The following is a 17,305-nucleotide window of genomic DNA, read 5'->3' as shown; positions in this document are numbered from 1 at the left end:
GACCCCCTATGCACATCAAAACGTTGGCGGCTGCCACCCTTCTGCTGTCCGCCCTGCCTGCCGTGAGCCAGGCCCGCGACACCACCTTGTACTTGCCGTTTGATCAGGTGATCACCGAAGCCATCAGCACCGGCAAAATCGACGGCAGCGTCAAGTTTTACCTCGCGGGCAACACACCGAGCGGCAAAGTCAGCGTACTCAGCCCCGGCGCTGTGACCAACAAAAAGACCAACGCCTTCAACAAAACTGACTACCAGGCGTGTTCCTGGGCGCTGCAATCGGCGTTGATCACCCTGCATGACGCGGCCAAAAAGGCCGGTGCCAACGCCGTGACCGACATCACCAGCTACTACAAACGCAACGAACGCAAAGACCCGAAAACCTACGAATGCCACGCAGGCGCGATCATTGCGGGCGTGGCGCTGAAAGGCGATTTGTCGAAGGTGAATTGAGCGTCTGGGGCTGGCCCCAGAAACGACAAAGGCGCCTCGCGGCGCCTTATTCACAAACAGACTGGCTTGTCATCGCGCTGTGTCTGTCCGGCTCGGTGATGGCTGGTTGCCCAGGATCCTCCGAGTCTCACAAGCCCCTTTCGGGAACGTGGCGAGTATTGCGCTGAAGAAGGCTTAAGGCAACCTTGAGTACGTCCCGTCGGTCGAATCAAACGCGTGTCACAAGCCGAGAGCGCAGCGGACTGCGGCTTTGATTGCAATAAACTCATCTGTTTCAAGTTGTGAAACCACATAACAACGACGGCCCTGACGGTCCCGCGTTTTTATTCGATCCAGTCGAGCGAGGCTAACGGTCGACAGCATGTCGCATTTTGCCCAGCACATAGGGTTCGCTCCCTGCAAATGACTCAGCAACGCAAGGTGATGTCCCAGCATGGATTGGGGCTCAGTTGTGCTAAGAGGAATAACCGTCACCAACTGTTTATTGGTGCGGTGTTTACGAATGACTACAACAGGCCTGATTTTGACCATTTCAGGTACTTCATGGCCCCTGAAGTCACAAATAAGCACACTGCCTTCTTTTGGCTGATAAAGGAGGGGCATTGGTTGAACCCGAAGTAAAAGAAACGATTCTGAGCAACTTTGCCTTCAAGGGACCAGGCGAGTTTTATGACCGCGCATGTCTCAATCTCCAGCCTCACCCGGTCACTCGCAAGTCTCGTCTCTTTCCTTTGCAGGACTATTCCTAGAGAATCCCTTGGCCTTGCGCCTGCCTCTTTCGATCGCTAGCCTGCGGTTCGTCATCCCTCATGGATGGCCGGACGTGCAAGTTCGAATCGAAGTTAGAGCCAGACAATGACTGCCAGAAAAATCAGTTTCATGGTGGCTGTACGTGGGAGGTCTTCGGGCCTGCCGGAACTCCGCTCTATATCGACCGGTCTTGCACACCCGCGTACAGCTGCCACCCTCTTTGTGTGCAAGCAAATGGTGAAAGCTCCCAAACTTTTTAGCGGAGTAAAACCATGACTCACACACCCGAATACGAACAAAACCTCGAACACACTGACGAACTGTTGCGGTGCGCGCTTGCGACGGCGTATGCGTCGGCCGATAACCTGCAAGGCCTGAACCGCGACGTAGCGTTGGCGGTGGTGCATTTGATCCATCAGGTCAAAGCGTCTGTGGATAAGTTATTGGCGGGGTAAAAAAGTTCACAGGCTGCGGTCTTTTGATCGTGGCCGTTGTGGAGGGTTTTGCGGCCGCTGCGCAGCCGATCGCAGCCTTCGTACCTCGTCAGCGGCTACAGGATTTGTGTGCGCCACACCACCCTGTAGCGAGCTTGCTCGCGATCTTTTGATCTTGGCCGTTGCGCTGCCGATCGCAGCCGTCGGCATGAACCATGATGTGGCGCTAACCGAATCAGGAAGGCCCACCCGCTCACTTGGAGATGTGTAGTTTTAGCCCTAGCGCCTTGGCCACTTTGAGTATAGTTCCAAACTCCGGGTTACCCTCCCCGGACAGCGCTCGGTACAAGCTTTCTCTTGAAAGACCTGCATCCCGCGCGACTTGGCTCATGCCACGCGCTCGAGCAATGGTGCCAAGCGCTTTGGCAATAAAGGCAGGGTCATCGCCGGCCTCCTCCATGCAAGCTTCAAGGTAATAACCTATATCCTCTTCAGTTTTGAGGAATTCGGCGCTGTCCCAGCGGGTGAATTTTTCGGTCAAAGGGTGTACTCCTTCCAGTCTTTGGCTATCAGTCGCGCTTGTTTGTTTAACCCAAAAAACCCACCCAAAGAATCAGCCCCTAACACTCCCTCTCGTCAGGAAGGCCTTTTTGTTATGTCAGCGATATCCGTTCACTTCTCGGGCTTCACCATCTTGCGTGTCACCAACTCCGCAAACGCTTTGGCCATTGGCGAGGGGTTGCCTTTGCGTTGCACCAGCCACACGGCGGTGCTGGCGTCGGCGTCGAGCAGGGGGCGGTAGACCACGCCTTTGATGCGCATGTGCTGGAACGATGCGGGCAGTACGGACACGCCCAACCCCGCAGAGACCAGGCCAATGATGGTCATGGCTTCGCCCGCTTCTTGGGCGATGTGCGGGCTGAAACCCGCCTGGCGCGCCAGGCTCAGCAGTTGCGCATATAACCCGCTGCCATAACTGCGCGGGAAGAAGACGAAGGGTTCGTCAGCCAATGCCCCGATGTAAAGGCCGTTTTCGCTGCCTTCGGCCAGCGGGTGTTCGGCCTGAATAACCGCCACCAAAGGCTCGCGGAACAGTTCCACACCCACCAGCGAGTCCGCCAGGGGGAATGGCCGCATGACGCCGATTTCAATCGACTCCTCTACCAACGCCTCGGCTACGTCGCGGCTGCTCATTTCCAGGAGGTTTAAGTGCACCGCCGGGAAGGCCTGACGAAAGGCAAAAATGGCCTGCGGGATGCTTGAGTTAAAGGGCGCTGAGGAGGTGAAGCCAATTTTCATTTCACCCAGTTCGCCCAGTTGCGCACGGCGGGCGACGTCGGCGGCTTTATCCACTTGCGCCAGCACTTGGCGCGCTTCGTCGAGAAACAATCGCCCGGCTTCGCTGAGGGCGACCCGACGGTTGGTACGTTCAAACAGCCGCGCGCCGAGCTCTTCTTCCAGCGCCTGTATTTGCTGGCTCAGCGGCGGTTGAGAGATGCCCAGCACCTGGGCGGCCCGGCCAAAGTGCAGTTCTTCAGCGACGGCGATGAAATAGCGTAAATGGCGCAGTTCCATGCAAGCTCCATTGAGTCGTTAAACCTATCAAACAGGTCGAACAATATATTGGAAAGAATCGTTAGGGGGCTATATTCTTTTGCCATTGCCGTTTGGCTATACGCGTTATGAGGTCCCCGTGAAAACTGCTGTCGCCCCGCTCGCTCACGAAATCCCGCCAACGGCGCTGGATGATGTTGTCGCTCAACTCAATGACGTTTTTATCGAGAAAGGCACGCCGATGTTCATGCGCACGGTGCTGGCGCTGTTCTCGGGGGGCTTTGCGACGTTTGCCTTGCTGTATTGCGTGCAGCCGATGATGCCGATGCTGTCCCATGAATACGGGATCAACGCTGCGCAAAGCAGTTTGATTTTGTCGGTGGCCACCGGGATGCTGGCTATCGGCTTGTTGGTAACCGGGCCTATTTCTGATGCCATCGGGCGCAAGCCGGTGATGGTCTCGGCGCTGTTCAGCGCGGCGGTGTTCACTGTGCTCAGTGCGTGGATGCCAAGCTGGGAAGGCGTACTGATTACCCGCGCGCTGGTGGGCTTGTCGCTGAGCGGGCTGGCCGCTGTCGCCATGACCTACTTGAGCGAGGAGATCCACCCGCAGCACATTGGCCTGGCGATGGGCTTGTACATCGGCGGCAATGCAATTGGCGGGATGAGTGGGCGTTTGATCACCGGCGTGTTGATCGACTTTGTCAGCTGGCACACGGCGATGCTGGTGATTGGCGGCCTGGCGTTGGTGCTGGCCATGGTGTTTGTGAAGATCTTGCCGGAGTCGCGTAACTTCCGCCCGCAAACCATGAACCCGCGCAGCCTGTTGAACGGCTTCACCATGCACTTTCGTGACGCCGGTTTGCCGTGGCTGTTTCTCGAAGCGTTTTTGCTGATGGGCAGCTTTGTGACGCTGTTCAACTACATCGGTTATCGCTTGCTGGCCGACCCGTACAACATGAACCAGGCCGTAGTGGGCTTGCTCTCGGTGGTGTACCTGTCGGGCATTTACAGTTCGGCGCAGATTGGCGCACTGGCGGACAAACTGGGCCGTCGCAAGGTGCTGTGGGCAGTGATTGTGCTGATGCTGGCAGGCATTGCGCTGACGCTGTTCGAACCCATCGCACTGGTGATTATCGGCATGCTGCTGTTCACCTTCGGCTTCTTTGGTGCGCACTCGGTGGCCAGCAGCTGGATCGGCCGCCGTGCAACCAAAGCCAAAGGTCAGGCCTCGTCGTTGTACCTGTTTTGCTACTACGCCGGATCGAGTGTGGCCGGGACCGCCGGGGGCTTTTTCTGGCACTACGCGGGCTGGAACGGCATCGGCGCGTTTATCGGCGCTTTGCTGGTGATTGCCCTGCTGGTGGCGTTGCGTCTGGCCAAGCTGCCCGCGCTGCCGGGTAATACCCAGCCTGTGTAGCCGCTGCCGCAGGCTGCGATGGGTTGCGCAGCGACCCTGCTGTTAAAACGAAGGCCCTTCGGTCCTTATCGCAGCCTGCGGCAGCGGCTACAGAGGTTATAGGTTGCTGATCTGTAGCTGCACCTGCAGCACCTGAGCGCTTTTCTCCAGGCTCAGGCTCTCGAACTCGGCGCCTTCTTGTTCGATACGGTTAAGCCACGCCAGCACCGCCATGGCATTGCCGCTCAGGCTGATGCGTAACCGTTGGGTGTCCACGTCAAACTGCTGCACCTGAAGCCCCGCACTCGCGGCGCTTTCGCTGAGGCGGCTGCTCAACGGTTGCGTGTATACCCGGATCGCGCGCGTGGGCAGCGCTCGCTGCACCTCCCCCGCTTGGGCGACACGCTGGGCATACAGCGTTTGCGCCGCCGCCAGCCGTTGCTGCGCGGGCTGCCAAAGCCCATAAAAACCAAACACCATCGACAAGAACACCGCGAGTACACCGCACAGTTGGCGGTCACGGCGTGGCAGTTGCCGCCAGCGCTCACGCACACGGGCTTTCATAAAACGTCCTCCAGGGTGAGTAAAGCTTGCACCCGGTTACCCTGTTGGCTGGCGTTGCCCAAGGTGATCGGCAGTGCACTTTGCAGGCCGCGCTCGCGCAGGTGTTCAAGCTCGGCAAAGCTGCTGGCGGTGATGGTTAAAGTCCAGCCGACCGTGGCGCACCATTCCATGCGCTGCACGTCCACGCTGCTGGCACCGATCACGTGCTGGGTTAGCTGAAGCAAGCGCGCCATGTGCCCGTTTTGCCGGGCCGCGCCTTGTTGTTGCAGGGCGTTGAGTTGCGCAGACAAATCGACGATGCGGGTGTGCTCCGGGTACAGCGCTTTAAAGCGCTGTTCACTCTGGGCGTAGAGGCTCGCCGCTTCACTCTCAAGGAAGCTGCTGCGCAGGTGGCTCGCCCCCACAGCCATGGCAACAATCAGCAAGGCGGCCACACTGACACCCCGCCACGGCAGCCGCTGCGACGTGCGCCGGTATTCGCCTTGCAGCAGGTTGATGGCGCCAGGCGGTGCGCTAGCAGGATCAAACGTGTGTTCAACCGCCGTACCGAGGGGCCCGTCTTTCAGGGCCTCCAGCGCCTGAGGGGTTAACGCAAGGCGCAGGTCCAGCGCGCCGCCCGCCAGCCAGCGCCCGTCCCACCACGCGATGTCCGGTTGCTCGCGAGGCAAGAGGTCGGCATCCACGTACACGCTGACGATGTTCAACCCGAGCGCCTGTAACTGCGCCAAGACATTTTTGAAGCGCTGACGCTCAATCACCAGCAACGGATAACGCCGTTGCGCATCCAGGGGGCCGACGGCGATGTGCAGTTCATCAATGTCATCCGCCAGTTGATCTTCAACCGCAAAAGCCAAGGCCTGAACGCTGGGGCGGCGCCTGCCCGGCCAGGGCTCGGTCAGCAGCCAGCTGCACATTTCCATCGGCAGAATCAGTTGCACATCGTGCCCGCCCAGCCGATCGGCGGCCTCGTTCAGTGAGGTTTCGTGGGCGGTTATTTCGTCGTGCCACAGATAGACCCGCGTATCGCTGTGCGCGGTGAGATAAAGCCGGCTGTTCATCAAGAAGGTTCGCTGTGTTCAGGGGCTAAAAAGCGCCGCTGGAGAAGGTGCCAGCGGCCGGTTTTGGGGTCGCGGGCCATATCGTTTTCAAGGCGTAAACGGCTTTGCCCCACACGCACGTGGGTGGTGATGCGAAACCAGCGGCTGGCGGTGCCCAGCCCTGCTGCCTGAACTCCCAGGCCGATCAGCGCCGGGGTGAAGGTGAAGTCCTCAACGCTGGCGTACCCCTGCAACGGGCGCTCGCTCACTAAGCGACGGGCCATGCCCGGTGTCACACCTTCGAGGGTGGCAAGCAACGTGACGGAGGCGGTGTTGATGTTGAGTGTTGCGTCTTTATCCAGCAGGGCGATCCAGGGCTGCATGCGCGTGTACCAGTGGGCATCGACACCCGGCACGCTGCGCAATTGGCTGATGTCGCTCAGGTTCAGACCTTGCAGCGCACTGGCGTCTACGGGCGGCAAGCCAAGCTCGGTTTGCAGGCGCAACCAGCGTTGTTTCAGCACCTCGTCGACAGCACCTTGAGTGAGCAAGGCGCTGACGTTGAAACGGGCGGCCAAGTCTTCGATTTCAACCTCGATGCGGCCGTTGTCGATCAGCCATTCGGGCTGGCCGTTGGCCCAGGCCTGGCCTGCTGCAACGGGCAACTTGGGATCTGCCAGCAACGTGTGCAAACGCTCTCGCCCCCAGGCTTCACCGGCAAACGCCGACTGGCGCAATTGCAGCTGATGGAGCTGCTGAGCGCTGCTGTGCAAGGCCAGGCGGTGGCTGCGCAACATGCCGGCAGTCACCAGTAGCGCAAGGCTTATCACCAGCAGCACGGTGAGCAGTGCAATGCCTTGCTGCCCCTTGCGCATCATTGGCCCTCCGGTAGCAGCATCACGCGACGAAGCTGCTCAAATCGCCCCGCCGAAAACTGCAACTCCAGGGCTTGCGGCGTTCCCTTGGGGGCCGCTTTGCCGGTAGGCCAATCGGTGCGCCAACCCACGGCAGGGTCGTACAGCCGCCAGCGCAGATCGCGCACGTCGGTGAGCAGTTTTTGCTTTTGCAGTGCGCCGCCTTCCAGCCCCTGGCTGTAGCGCCAGAGCTCGCCGTTTTCCAGTGTGTAGCTGACGTTTTGCAGTTCGCTGCGCGGCTGGCCCAGCGGGTTGCGCCAGTTGGCGCGGCGCACGTTGAGCTGGTTGGGGTACAGCGCCAGCCCCGGCGCCTTGGCCGAGGTGTGCAGGTGCAACACATCGCGCTCGATCAGCGCTACCGCGCGCTGCACGCCACGCAAGGAGTGCTCGTGGGCGCTGCTGCTGCGTTCGGCGCGCAGCACGCCGTCAAACAGTCGCCAGCAGGCGATGCCCAGCAAGGCAAAAATGGCGATGGCGATCACCAGTTCAAGCAAGGTGAAGCCCGCTTGAGGCTTAGTCATGGTTGCGCGCCAGCCAGTGCGTCACGCTGAGCAATGCCTGATCACTGCCCGCCGGGCTGACGCTCAGTTCTATCCGTAACAGGCCTGTCTCAGGCTCGCTGACGATATGTTGATGCAGGCGCCACTCGCGTTGGGCAAAACGCGGGTTGAGCGTTTTTGAACCCAAGGCCAAGGTCGCGCTTTGCAAGTGCAGCTCACTCAGGTGGTTGTCGGCCAACCAGCCCGCCAGCAGCCGGGCTTCGACTCGGGCGCTTTGCCCCAAGACGTACTGGCTGGCCGACATGACCGCCGCCGCCAGGGTCGCGAAAATGGCCAGGGCGATCATCACTTCCAGCAAGGTAAAACCTTTTTCAGCGCGCATCCGTGACCTCGGACGCTTCGAGCAGCGGGCTGCCAAGGCCATCGCTGTAGAGGCTCTGCCAGCGCAGCGGCGGGCTCTCAAAGTGCAAAGTAAAGGGAGTGTTTTCATCACTGCTGAGCCACAGCAATTGCGGGGTGTGTTCGCCTGCGCCAAGGCTGTGCACACGTCCTTCCAGCACCAGGGTCAGCAGCACACCGGGGGGTAATTTCACTGGCGCTTCAACGGCCTGCCAAGTCGTCCCTTGCAGGCGCATCTGTTGATAGGCTTCGGGTTCCAGTCGCAGACCGTATTCCTGGCCTTCCAGCACGGCCTTTTCGCGCAGGCCCTGCATCAGGGCGAGCATGACCTGCGCTTCTTGCCGCGCATCGCGGGCGCGTTTGTCACCCTGGCTGATGTGCACCATTGTGACCAGCACGCCGATCATCACGATCACCACCATCAGTTCGATCAAGGTGAAGCCAAGCGATGAATCGCGCATGCCTCAGTTGCTCCAGTTGCCAATGTCCGTGGCAAAGCCTTCGCCGCCCTGCACACCGTCTGCGCCAAAAGAAAACAGGTCATACCCGGCCGAGTGGGTGCCGGGGTTGAGGTATTGGTACGGTGTGCCCCAAGGGTCGACCGGCAGGCTTTTGAGGTAACCCTGCGGGTTCCAGTTTCTCGCCAGCGGCGTGCCCGACGGGCGAGTCACCAAGGCTTCAAGACCTTGTTGGGTCGAGGGGTAGTTGAAGGTATCGAGGCGGTACATTTCCAGGGCGGTGCTGATGGCCTGGATGTCGGTGCGCGCCGCGGTGACTTTGGCCTGGTCAGGGCGGCTCATGAACTGCGGCACGACAATGGCGCCCAGCACGCCGATGATGACCACCACCACCATGATTTCAATCAGAGTAAAGCCACGTTGAGTGGATGTACGAAGGGTATTCATCGGTCAATTCACCAGTTGATTGAGGCTAAGGATCGGCAACAAGATGGCCATGACGATCAGCAAAACCACGCCGCCCATCAGCACCAACATGATCGGTTCAAACAAACTCACCACCAGCGCGATGCGCGCCGCGAGGGTTTTCTCCTGCTGTTCGGCGGCCCGCGCCAGCATGTTGTCCAGCTCGCCCGCACGTTCGCCGCTGGCAATCAGGTGCAGCATCATCGGCGGGATGTCGCCGCTGCGTTCCAGACCGCTGGCCAGCGTTGCGCCTTCGCGTACGGTGCGGGCGACATCAAGCATGCGGTGGCGAATGGCGAGGTTGGCGATTACCGTGGCCGAGATTTCCAGGGCATCCACCAACGGCACGGCGCTTTTGCCCAGGATCGACAAGGTGCTGGCAAAACGCGCCGCCTCCATGGCACGCAGCACCCCGCCGACCATGGGCACATTGAGCAGCAGCGCATGCCAGCGCAGCTTCAAGGCCGGTTGCTGCAACGCCCAACGCGCCGCACCCAGGGCGGCGAGCACCAGCAGCAACAACAGCCAGCCGTAGTCACGCAGCCCTGTACTCAGGGCGATCATCGCTTGGGTCAGCACGGGCAGCGGCTGGCCACTGTTGACGAAAATCTTGACCACATCCGGCACTACATAGCCCAGCAGAAAGCCGACGATAGCGAACGAGGCAATCAACAAAATCAGCGGGTACACCAGCGCCAGCTGGATCTTCTGACGCGAGGCATGACGGGCTTCGGTGTAGTCGGCGAGCTGTTCGAGCACATGGCCCAAGTGGCCGCTGCGCTCGCCCGCCGCCACGGTGGCGCAAAACAATTCAGGAAAGGCCTTGGGGAACGCTGACAGCGCCGTCGCCAATGCATGGCCTTCGGTAACGCGGTTACGCACGGCGAGCAATACGCTGCTGACGTGGCGCTTGGCACTCTGCGCCGCCACCGCGCCCAAGGCTTCTTCGAGGGGTAAACCGGCATGGATCAAGGTCGACAGTTGCCGCGTGACAAGGGCCAGATCCGTAACGCCCAGCCGCCCCCGAGAACGCGCCGCACGGTGTGTTCTGGCTTCGCTCAACTGACTCGGGCGCAAACCGCGCTCGCGCAACAACTGCCGCGCATGCCGGGCATTGTCGGCCTCTTGCTGGCCTCGGCAGTTGCGCCCGTTGGCATCCTGCGCCCGGTAGTCAAAGGTCGGCATGCTCAGTCCTCCAGGGTCACGCGCAGCAGTTCGTCAAAGCTGGTCAGGCCTTGGAGCACCAGGCGCTGGCCGTCTTGAAACAAGCTGGGGGCGTGCTCGCGCGCCACGCGTATGAGGTCCGGCTCGCTGGCCCCCTGATGAATCAGTTCGGCCAGTGCCGGGGTGATGCCGACCAGTTCGTAAATCCCGGTGCGCCCGCGATAGCCCTGCTGGCAATGGCGGCAACCCTGCGGCTGGTACAAGGTGACGCCAACCTGTGGATCGAGCCCCAGGCGCTGGCATTGCTGCGGGTCGGCGCGATACGGGGTTTTGCAGTCGGCGCACAGGGTGCGCAGCAAGCGCTGGGCCAGCACGCCGACCAGCGAGGACGCCAGCAGGTAGGCATCGACACCCATGTCGACCAGGCGGGTGACCGCGCCCACCGCGCTGTTGGTGTGCAGGGTCGACAGCACCAGATGCCCGGTGAGCGAGGCTTGTACGGCGATGTCTGCGGTTTCGTGGTCACGGATTTCGCCGACCATGACCACGTCCGGATCCTGGCGCAAAATCGCCCGCAAACCACGGGCGAACGTCATGTTGGCTTTGCTGTTGACCGGGGTCTGGCCGATGCCGGGCAGGTGGTATTCCACCGGGTCTTCGACGGTCAGGATGTTGCGGGTCGGCGCGTTGAGGTGGCTGAGCGCAGCATACAGGCTGGTGGTTTTGCCCGAGCCGGTAGGCCCGGTCACCAGAAAAATTCCGTGGGGCCGGGCCAGGATGTGTTCAAAGCGGCTCAGGGTGGCTGCGGGCATGCCCAGGCATTGCAGGTCGAGGCGCCCGGCCTGTTTGTCGAGCAGGCGCATCACCACGCGCTCGCCATGGGCAGAAGGCAGGGTCGAGACGCGCACATCGACTTCATGCCCGGCCAATCGCAGGCTGATGCGACCGTCTTGCGGCACGCGTTTTTCAGCGATGTCCAGACGCGCCATGACTTTGATCCGCGACACCAGCAAGTTCGCCAGCTCACGTTTGGGCCGCAGCACTTCGCGCAGTTGGCCATCGATGCGCATGCGCACCGACAAGTAATGCTCGAAAGTTTCCAGGTGCACATCCGAGGCTTTCTCGCGCATGGCTTCACGCAGCAGCGCGTTGATCAAACGAATGATCGGTGCGTCGCCCTCCTGCTCCAGCAGGTCGGCGGTTTGCGGTACTTGCTCGGCCACGCTCATCAGATCGAGTTCGCTGTCGAGCCCCTGGGCCACTTGCTCGGCCGCGCTTTGCCCCGCGCTGTAGCTGTGGGTCAGGCGCTCGCTGAACAGTGCATCCGGCACCCGTTGCAGTTGCACGTCTACACCCGCCCGGCGCTGCACTTCGGCCAGCACGGTCAGCGGTGTGTCGCTGCGTATCAGCAGGCTTGCAGGCTGGGTCGAGGTGTCCAGCAGCACCCCGAAACGTCGAGCAAAGCTGTAGGGCAAACGCACCGGCGGCTGGCTCATGGGCGGTCAGCTTTGGGACGGCGCAGATCGACGGTATTCGGGTCTTGCAGGTTGCCGTCAAACATCTCGTGCGGGTCGCTGGGCAGCAGCAACGAGTTAGTGTCTTTGGACGATGGCTGGCTGAGATTTCGCAACGCGTTGTAGCGGTCTTCGCTGATCTCGCGAATATCATGTTTACTGCGCACGATGGTCGGGCGCAAAAACACCATCAGGTTGGTTTTGGTGTGGGTATCTTTGCTCCAGCGAAACAACGCCCCCAAATAAGGAATGTCGCGCAGCAAGGGCACGCCACTGACCTGGGTGCGTACGCTGTCTTTGATCAAGCCACCGATGACGATGATTTCGCCATCTTCGGCGAGGATGGTGCTTTTGAGGAAGCGCTTGTTGGTGATCAGGTCGGATGAATCCACCCCTTGCAGCGAAGGGGCCAGTTCGGAGTTCTCTTGTGCAACCTCTAAACGCAACGAGCTGCCGTCGTTGATGTGCGGCTTGATTTTGAGGCTGATGCCGATGTCCTGGCGGGTCACCGTGGTGAACGGGTTTTGCGAACTATCGCCCGTGCCCGTGTAGGAGCCGGTCTTGAAGGGCACGTTTTGCCCCACCAGAATCTCGGCTTCCTGATTGTCCAGCGTCAGCAAGCTGGGCGTGGACAGCACGTTGTTGTTGGTGTCACTGGCCAGCGCTGAGATCAACGCATTGAAGCGGTCACCGCCCAATTGCAGCACGGCCCCTTCGGGCAGCGCAGGAGCGGGCCCCGAGAGCGCGCCGACCTGGACATTGGTACCCGGGAAAGTGATGCCGCCCTGGGCGCTACCACTGTTCACCCCCCATTGCACGCCCAGTGTGTTCACAATGTCGCCGGAGATTTCGACGATGGCGGCATGGATCAACACTTGCGAGCGCGGCTGATCGAGTTGGCGCACGATGCTTTCCAGGCTACGCACTTTCGCCGGATCAGCCATGATCACCAACGCATTTTGGCTTTCATCGGCGGCCACCATGACCTCGCTGGCGGAAGTCTTTTGTGCGACGCCGGCCAGCGCGGTGTCTTGTTGCATGCCTTGGGCAACGGTGTCGAGCACCTCAGCCAATTGCTTGGCATCACTGTGACGAAGACGAATGACCCGCGAGTTTTCGGACTGCCGGGTCGGCTTTGTGTCCAACGAATGCGCCAGTTTGCTCAAGCGTTCACGCACCGGCTTGTTGCCCAGAATTACCAGCCGGTTGGCCGATGCATCGGCAATCACCTGGCTGCTCGGCCCTTCAGCTTTTTTGCCCAGCGACTGCTGCATGACCTTGGCCACATCACTGGCCTGCGCATGGCGCAACTCGACCACCGAATAGTCATGCCGCGTGCCGCCATCCAGTTGGCGAACCAGCTCGGCAATACGCCGGGTATTAGAGGCGGTGTCGGTAATGATCAACGCATTGGCCGACGCCGAAGGTCCGACATACCCGTTGGTCGATACCAAGGGCCGCAGCAGCCCCGCCACGTCCGCCGCAACGCTGGCATTAAGTTCGATGACCTGGGTGACAAAGGCCTGATCGGAGCCATCCGGGTTGCCCGCGCGGGCTTTGGCCTCGGCGGCGGGAATGATCAATAAACGATCACCTTGATCGACCACGGCAAAACCGTGGGCATCCAGCACCGCGTAAAACAACTCGCGTACCCCTTCACGGTCCAGCGGCGCTTCAGACATGACAGTGATACGGCCCTGCACTCGGGGGTCGAGCACGATGGTGGCGCCCAGTACCGATGACATTTCCTGCACGATTTCGCGCAGCTCGGCGTCTTTCATTGCCAACTGCCAATACGGCTCATCGGCCAGCACATCGCTTTGCACTAGCGCGGTGCTGAGCACAACGCTACACAGTAAAAGACGGCCGATGCCGAACACGTTGGGCCTGGTCATGATGCTTCTCTAAGGTTGTTCGGCAAGGGGCCGCAGATAAAGGGAGGTGGCCTGTGCCGGTGTGGCGGACGTTTGGCTGGCGGGTAACACATGACGACCGGGCGGCTTGAGCAGCAGGCGCTCTTCGCGGTTGTTGCGCCACAGCACCACGTGCGACACCTCGACCCGCCGCAACACGCTGCCCCCCGGTAGCCGTTCACCGACGCGGTAAAAGCGCGCTTGCTGGCTGCCCGCCAGCAACGCCTGCGACGCACCATGGCTGGACACAAGGCTGGCACGCAGTTCCAGCGGCTCGGCGCTGTGTGCCAATGCGCCTTGGGGTTGCAGGCCCAACACGGCGGCGATGGCATCCGGTTTAAATGGCTCAGGCGCAGTTGCAGGTGCCGGGCGAACAGGTGCCACCGCCGGAACCACCAGCGTCTGGCGGTATACCCACTCTTGCCAAGCTAAATGTACGGCAAATCCCAGACACGCACTCCACAGCAGCACTTTCAAGATAAGCGGCAAGTGGCGAGTTATGGCACCCGAGAAAATTTTCATCTGCAAACCATTAATAAATAAAAAATCACTCACGGTTAAAACGAACCCTGTAGAAGCGAGCTTGCCTCGCGATCTTTTGATTGTTTTAAAAGATCGCGAGACAAGCTCGCTCCTACAGTTGTCGGTGGATAACGTTTAAATTAAAAACGTCATCCATACTTTTTTACGCGGAGTTACTTCTCAGTCCACGCCATGTTCCAGTCCGCACCAACGCCCGGCTCGAAACCATTGGCATTTGGGTTGTATTGAATGCAGTAGCCCGAATTCGGGAACGGCTGGCACTCATAGACTTTGTCGTTTTTAGGTTGAAGCACCAACGTGCCCGCCTTGTAACCGGCAATGCCTTCAGGGAACACGAAGTCATATTCCTGAGCACCGCCTTCGCCGGTCAGGTTGATCGACTTGAGGTCCTGGAAGTTCTCACGGCCATCATCGCTGGTCGCAATCAGCTTCAACGAGTGCTCGCCCGGTGCGCTGATCGCTGCAATGCTGACCGGCGCAGTGGTGGCGCTGACGGTTTGCTTGGTGTAACCCACTTGCTTGTTGGTGGCGTTGAATACCGTGGCTTCCAGCGTGACATTTTTGTTGGTCATCACCGTGAAGCCTACCGTGCCACGGCCTTTTTCCAGCACGTACTCTGGCGCGACATCATGCAGGTGCAGGTAGGCACCCGGATCTGGCACCATCACGGTCTGCATCTCGTAGCGAGTGACGCCGCTCTCGGCCTTCACGTACAGGGTGTTTGCGCCTTTGATCGGCTCAATGTCACCGTTTTCATTGCGCACGCCTGCACGTACCAAAGGCTTGTTCGCCGCGTTCACGGTTTCTGCCAATTTGTAGGACCAGTTGGCCGGCAGGCCTTCTTCTGGTTTTTCAATGGCGACGCCGAAGCTGTATTCAGCGCTCTCGGAACTGCCAGTAAAGGCTCGTGCCTTGACCGAATCACCTGGCTGCAGTGTTTGGGTTTGAGAGATCGAACCCACGTTTTTCCAGCCATCTGGATCGGGGCCTTGTGCGGTAATGTTGACATCGACGACGTCATAGAACGAAGCGGAGGTGTCATCGACTGTCCAGACACCCAGAATAAGGTGGTGACCACTGCGGTCAGACGGGATCGAGCAACTGTGCTTGTCCTTACCCTGCCCATTACCACCGGCCGCGCCGTCAATAGGCACACCACCGCCACCTTCAACCTGGCAGAACGGCGTCAACTCAAAGCTGTCGCGGGAGATCGGCAGATTGGGGTTCCAGCCGCCCTTGGTGATGAAGTACTGCCAGCGCGTACTTTTGTGGGCAGCAGTGTAAAACCAACTGAACTCGATGTTGTGGTCCTTGATTTCAGTCAGGTGCCAGCGGTTGGCAGACTGAGCGTCCAGTGTCGCGAAGCTGGCATGGCCACCGCTTGCGATCTTGCCATCGGCCGGGCCGAACTCAGGAAACCCCTTAGGGGCTTCGCCGACAGTCTGTGGCTCATACTGGGCCTGACCGCAATCGATGTTCAGGCCCTGCTGGCAAGCATAAGCACGCGATGGCGGTGAATTCATGTAACCGTGGGCGGCTGCTTGTTGAGCCGTAAACAGGGTTGCCATCAGCGTTAAGGATGATGCGCACAGCCTCAAATTTCGCGACGTTGAAAGTGCAATAGCCATATAACCCTCATTCTATTTTTTATTTAAAAGATAAATACACGCGCTCTCTGTTAAACGCACAGTGATATAAACAACGAGATATGACAGAGAGAGCCCTACCACGGGCAACTACAACAAACTAAGAAACTTCCTACACGACAGCCTGAAAGTTTTAAATAATTCATGGCCGCCCGAAATCAGGGTGGGAAATTTTACTTATTCTGATAATTTTATATGTAGGACTATTCCCAAATATATATAAGGCTGATCCGAACTATCTTGTTTTTAACCACTAAAAAAACGCCCGGCATTAGCCGGGCGTTTTAGGGAGGGTCACTTTCAAAAACTGCACTTACTCGTGATATTGCCCCGAGAACTCATGCACGGCGCTGATAAACGCACCGGCGTGTTCAGGCTTCACTTCCGGGGTAATACCGTGGCCCAAGTTAAACACGTGGCCCGAACCTTTGCCGTAACTGGCGAGAATGCGCTTAACCTCGGTGCGGATGGCCTCGGGGTTCGCGTACAGCACGGTCGGATCCATGTTGCCTTGCAGGGCTACTTTGTTGCCCACGCGGCGGCGGGCTTCGCCCAGGTCGCAGGTCCAGTCCAGGCCCAGCGCATCGGCGCCGGCGTCAGCAATGCTTTCCAGCCACAGGCCGCCATTTTTGGTGAACAGGATCACCGGCACTTTGCGACCTTCGTGCTCGCGGATCAGGCCGCTGACGATTTTACGCATGTAGGCCAGCGAGAACTCTTGATACGCCGCTGACGACAGGTTGCCGCCCCAGGTGTCGAAAATCTGCACCGCTTGTGCGCCCGCGAGGATTTGCCCGTTGAGGTACGAGGTGACCGACTGCGCCAGTTTGTCGAGCAGCAAGTGCATGGCCTGCGGCGTGTCGTAGAGCATGGCTTTGGTTTTGCGGAAGTCTTTGGACGAACCGCCTTCGACCATGTAAGTGGCCAGCGTCCACGGGCTACCCGAGAAACCGATCAACGGTACACGGCCGTTGAGTTCGCGGCGGATGGTGCTGACCGCGTTCATCACGTAGCCGAGGTCTTTTTGCGGATCCGGGATCGGCAAGGCTTCGATGTCAGCCAGGGTGCTGACAACCTTTTTGAAGCGCGGGCCTTCGCCGGTTTCAAAATACAGGCCTTGGCCCATGGCATCAGGAATAGTCAGGATGTCGGAAAACAGGATGGCCGCGTCCAGCTGAGGGAAGCGGTCCAGAGGCTGCAGCGTGACTTCACAGGCGAATTCAGCATTCTTGCACAGGCTCATGAAGTCACCGGCCTTGGCGCGGCTGGCACGGTATTCCGGCAAGTAGCGGCCGGCCTGACGCATCATCCAGACAGGCGTTACGTCTACGGGTTGCTTGAGCAAAGCGCGAAGGAAACGGTCATTCTTGAGATCAGTCATGTCTGCATCCGGAAAAAAAGTGGGGGCATTTTCTCAGAGACAGACGCAAAAGGCACGGCAAGAGCCGTGCCTTTTATCTATCGGGGCGATTTGACGCGGGGGTGATGCACTACATCGCCGCCCTGTAGCCGCTGCCGCAGGCTGCGATAAGGGCCGAAGGGCCTTCGCTCTTCAAAGAAAAGCACGACCCCTTCGGGCTCGATCGCAGCCTGCGGCAG

19 protein-coding genes are annotated in these 17,305 nt (G+C 59.7%); 3 read left to right on the top strand and 16 right to left on the bottom strand.

The window, feature by feature from the left end; translation table 11 throughout:
* Positions 1-8 precede the first annotated feature (8 nt).
* Positions 9-452 (top strand): excinuclease, encoded by a 444-nt coding sequence (locus tag QMX84_RS19705; RefSeq protein ID WP_282364586.1) that lies wholly within the window; start codon positions 9-11, stop codon positions 450-452.
* A 219-nt stretch (positions 453-671) separates the two neighbouring features.
* On the opposite strand, the gene QMX84_RS19700 is transcribed toward QMX84_RS19705, so the two are convergent.
* Positions 672-1,055, bottom strand: a complete 384-nt coding sequence (locus tag QMX84_RS19700; protein ID WP_278938350.1) for a type II toxin-antitoxin system PemK/MazF family toxin — start codon at positions 1,053-1,055, stop codon at positions 672-674.
* A 419-nt stretch (positions 1,056-1,474) separates the two neighbouring features.
* Between QMX84_RS19700 and QMX84_RS19695 the strand changes: the two genes are divergently transcribed.
* The gene (locus tag QMX84_RS19695) at positions 1,475-1,657 is read left to right on the top strand and encodes a hypothetical protein (RefSeq protein ID WP_048366692.1); all 183 of its coding nucleotides are present in this window, start codon (positions 1,475-1,477) and stop codon (positions 1,655-1,657) included.
* 232 nt (positions 1,658-1,889) lie between these two features.
* Here QMX84_RS19695 and QMX84_RS19690 read toward each other — a convergent pair whose 3' ends face one another.
* Together QMX84_RS19690 and QMX84_RS19685 are read right to left on the bottom strand one after the other, a co-directional pair.
* The gene (locus QMX84_RS19690; protein WP_048366693.1) at positions 1,890-2,177 is read right to left on the bottom strand and encodes an addiction module antidote protein; all 288 of its coding nucleotides are present in this window, start codon (positions 2,175-2,177) and stop codon (positions 1,890-1,892) included.
* A 131-nt stretch (positions 2,178-2,308) separates the two neighbouring features.
* Positions 2,309-3,211: a LysR family transcriptional regulator gene (locus QMX84_RS19685; protein ID WP_262126009.1), complete on the bottom strand. Its 903-nt coding sequence runs from the start codon at positions 3,209-3,211 to the stop codon at positions 2,309-2,311.
* A gap of 118 nt (positions 3,212-3,329) precedes the next feature.
* Between QMX84_RS19685 and QMX84_RS19680 the strand changes: the two genes are divergently transcribed.
* Entirely contained in the window at positions 3,330-4,610 is a 1,281-nt protein-coding gene (locus QMX84_RS19680) for an MFS transporter (protein WP_262126008.1), read from the top strand.
* A 96-nt stretch (positions 4,611-4,706) separates the two neighbouring features.
* Here QMX84_RS19680 and gspM read toward each other — a convergent pair whose 3' ends face one another.
* From gspM to hemE, 13 genes are all read right to left on the bottom strand, one after another.
* On the bottom strand, positions 4,707-5,153 hold the full coding sequence (gspM, locus tag QMX84_RS19675; RefSeq protein WP_282364585.1) for a type II secretion system protein GspM: 447 nt from the start codon (positions 5,151-5,153) through the stop codon (positions 4,707-4,709).
* The gene (gene gspL, locus QMX84_RS19670; RefSeq protein WP_282364584.1) at positions 5,150-6,211 is read right to left on the bottom strand and encodes a type II secretion system protein GspL; all 1,062 of its coding nucleotides are present in this window, start codon (positions 6,209-6,211) and stop codon (positions 5,150-5,152) included. The genes gspM and gspL overlap by 4 nt, the downstream gene beginning before the upstream one ends.
* Positions 6,211-7,068: a type II secretion system protein GspK gene (locus QMX84_RS19665; protein ID WP_282364583.1), complete on the bottom strand. Its 858-nt coding sequence runs from the start codon at positions 7,066-7,068 to the stop codon at positions 6,211-6,213. Before QMX84_RS19665 ends, gspL begins: the two co-directional genes overlap by 1 nt.
* A complete protein-coding gene (locus QMX84_RS19660) occupies positions 7,065-7,625 on the bottom strand; it encodes a type II secretion system protein GspJ (RefSeq protein ID WP_262126004.1) in 561 nt (186 codons plus the stop codon). Before QMX84_RS19660 ends, QMX84_RS19665 begins: the two co-directional genes overlap by 4 nt.
* Complete coding sequence (gene gspI, locus QMX84_RS19655) at positions 7,618-7,986, bottom strand: type II secretion system minor pseudopilin GspI (protein WP_262126003.1); 369 nt, start codon at positions 7,984-7,986, stop codon at positions 7,618-7,620. The genes QMX84_RS19660 and gspI overlap by 8 nt, the downstream gene beginning before the upstream one ends.
* Positions 7,976-8,464, bottom strand: a complete 489-nt coding sequence (gene gspH / locus QMX84_RS19650; protein WP_262126002.1) for a type II secretion system minor pseudopilin GspH — start codon at positions 8,462-8,464, stop codon at positions 7,976-7,978. Before gspH ends, gspI begins: the two co-directional genes overlap by 11 nt.
* 3 nt (positions 8,465-8,467) lie before the next feature.
* Positions 8,468-8,908, bottom strand: a complete 441-nt coding sequence (gene gspG, locus QMX84_RS19645) for a type II secretion system major pseudopilin GspG (RefSeq protein WP_282364582.1) — start codon at positions 8,906-8,908, stop codon at positions 8,468-8,470.
* Positions 8,909-8,911: 3 nt separating this feature from the next.
* Entirely contained in the window at positions 8,912-10,111 is a 1,200-nt protein-coding gene (gspF, locus tag QMX84_RS19640; protein ID WP_262126000.1) for a type II secretion system inner membrane protein GspF, read from the bottom strand.
* A gap of 2 nt (positions 10,112-10,113) precedes the next feature.
* Positions 10,114-11,586: a type II secretion system ATPase GspE gene (gene gspE / locus QMX84_RS19635; RefSeq protein WP_262125999.1), complete on the bottom strand. Its 1,473-nt coding sequence runs from the start codon at positions 11,584-11,586 to the stop codon at positions 10,114-10,116.
* Entirely contained in the window at positions 11,583-13,499 is a 1,917-nt protein-coding gene (gene gspD, locus QMX84_RS19630) for a type II secretion system secretin GspD (RefSeq protein WP_282364581.1), read from the bottom strand. The genes gspE and gspD overlap by 4 nt, the downstream gene beginning before the upstream one ends.
* Before the next feature lie 9 nt (positions 13,500-13,508).
* Complete coding sequence (locus QMX84_RS19625) at positions 13,509-14,072, bottom strand: type II secretion system protein N (RefSeq protein WP_282364580.1); 564 nt, start codon at positions 14,070-14,072, stop codon at positions 13,509-13,511.
* A 140-nt stretch (positions 14,073-14,212) separates the two neighbouring features.
* Positions 14,213-15,688 (bottom strand): N-acetylglucosamine-binding protein GbpA, encoded by a 1,476-nt coding sequence (gbpA, locus tag QMX84_RS19620; protein ID WP_282364579.1) that lies wholly within the window; start codon positions 15,686-15,688, stop codon positions 14,213-14,215.
* Positions 15,689-16,019: 331 nt separating this feature from the next.
* On the bottom strand, positions 16,020-17,087 hold the full coding sequence (hemE, locus tag QMX84_RS19615) for a uroporphyrinogen decarboxylase (RefSeq protein ID WP_048366706.1): 1,068 nt from the start codon (positions 17,085-17,087) through the stop codon (positions 16,020-16,022).
* Positions 17,088-17,305 lie beyond the last annotated feature (218 nt).

Source organism: Pseudomonas sp. PS01297 (assembly GCF_029959305.1).
In the GTDB taxonomy this organism is placed as follows: domain Bacteria; phylum Pseudomonadota; class Gammaproteobacteria; order Pseudomonadales; family Pseudomonadaceae; genus Aquipseudomonas; species Aquipseudomonas helleri.
The sequence above is the reverse complement of the archived record's forward strand: the minus strand, read 5'-3'. Positions and strand labels throughout refer to the sequence as shown.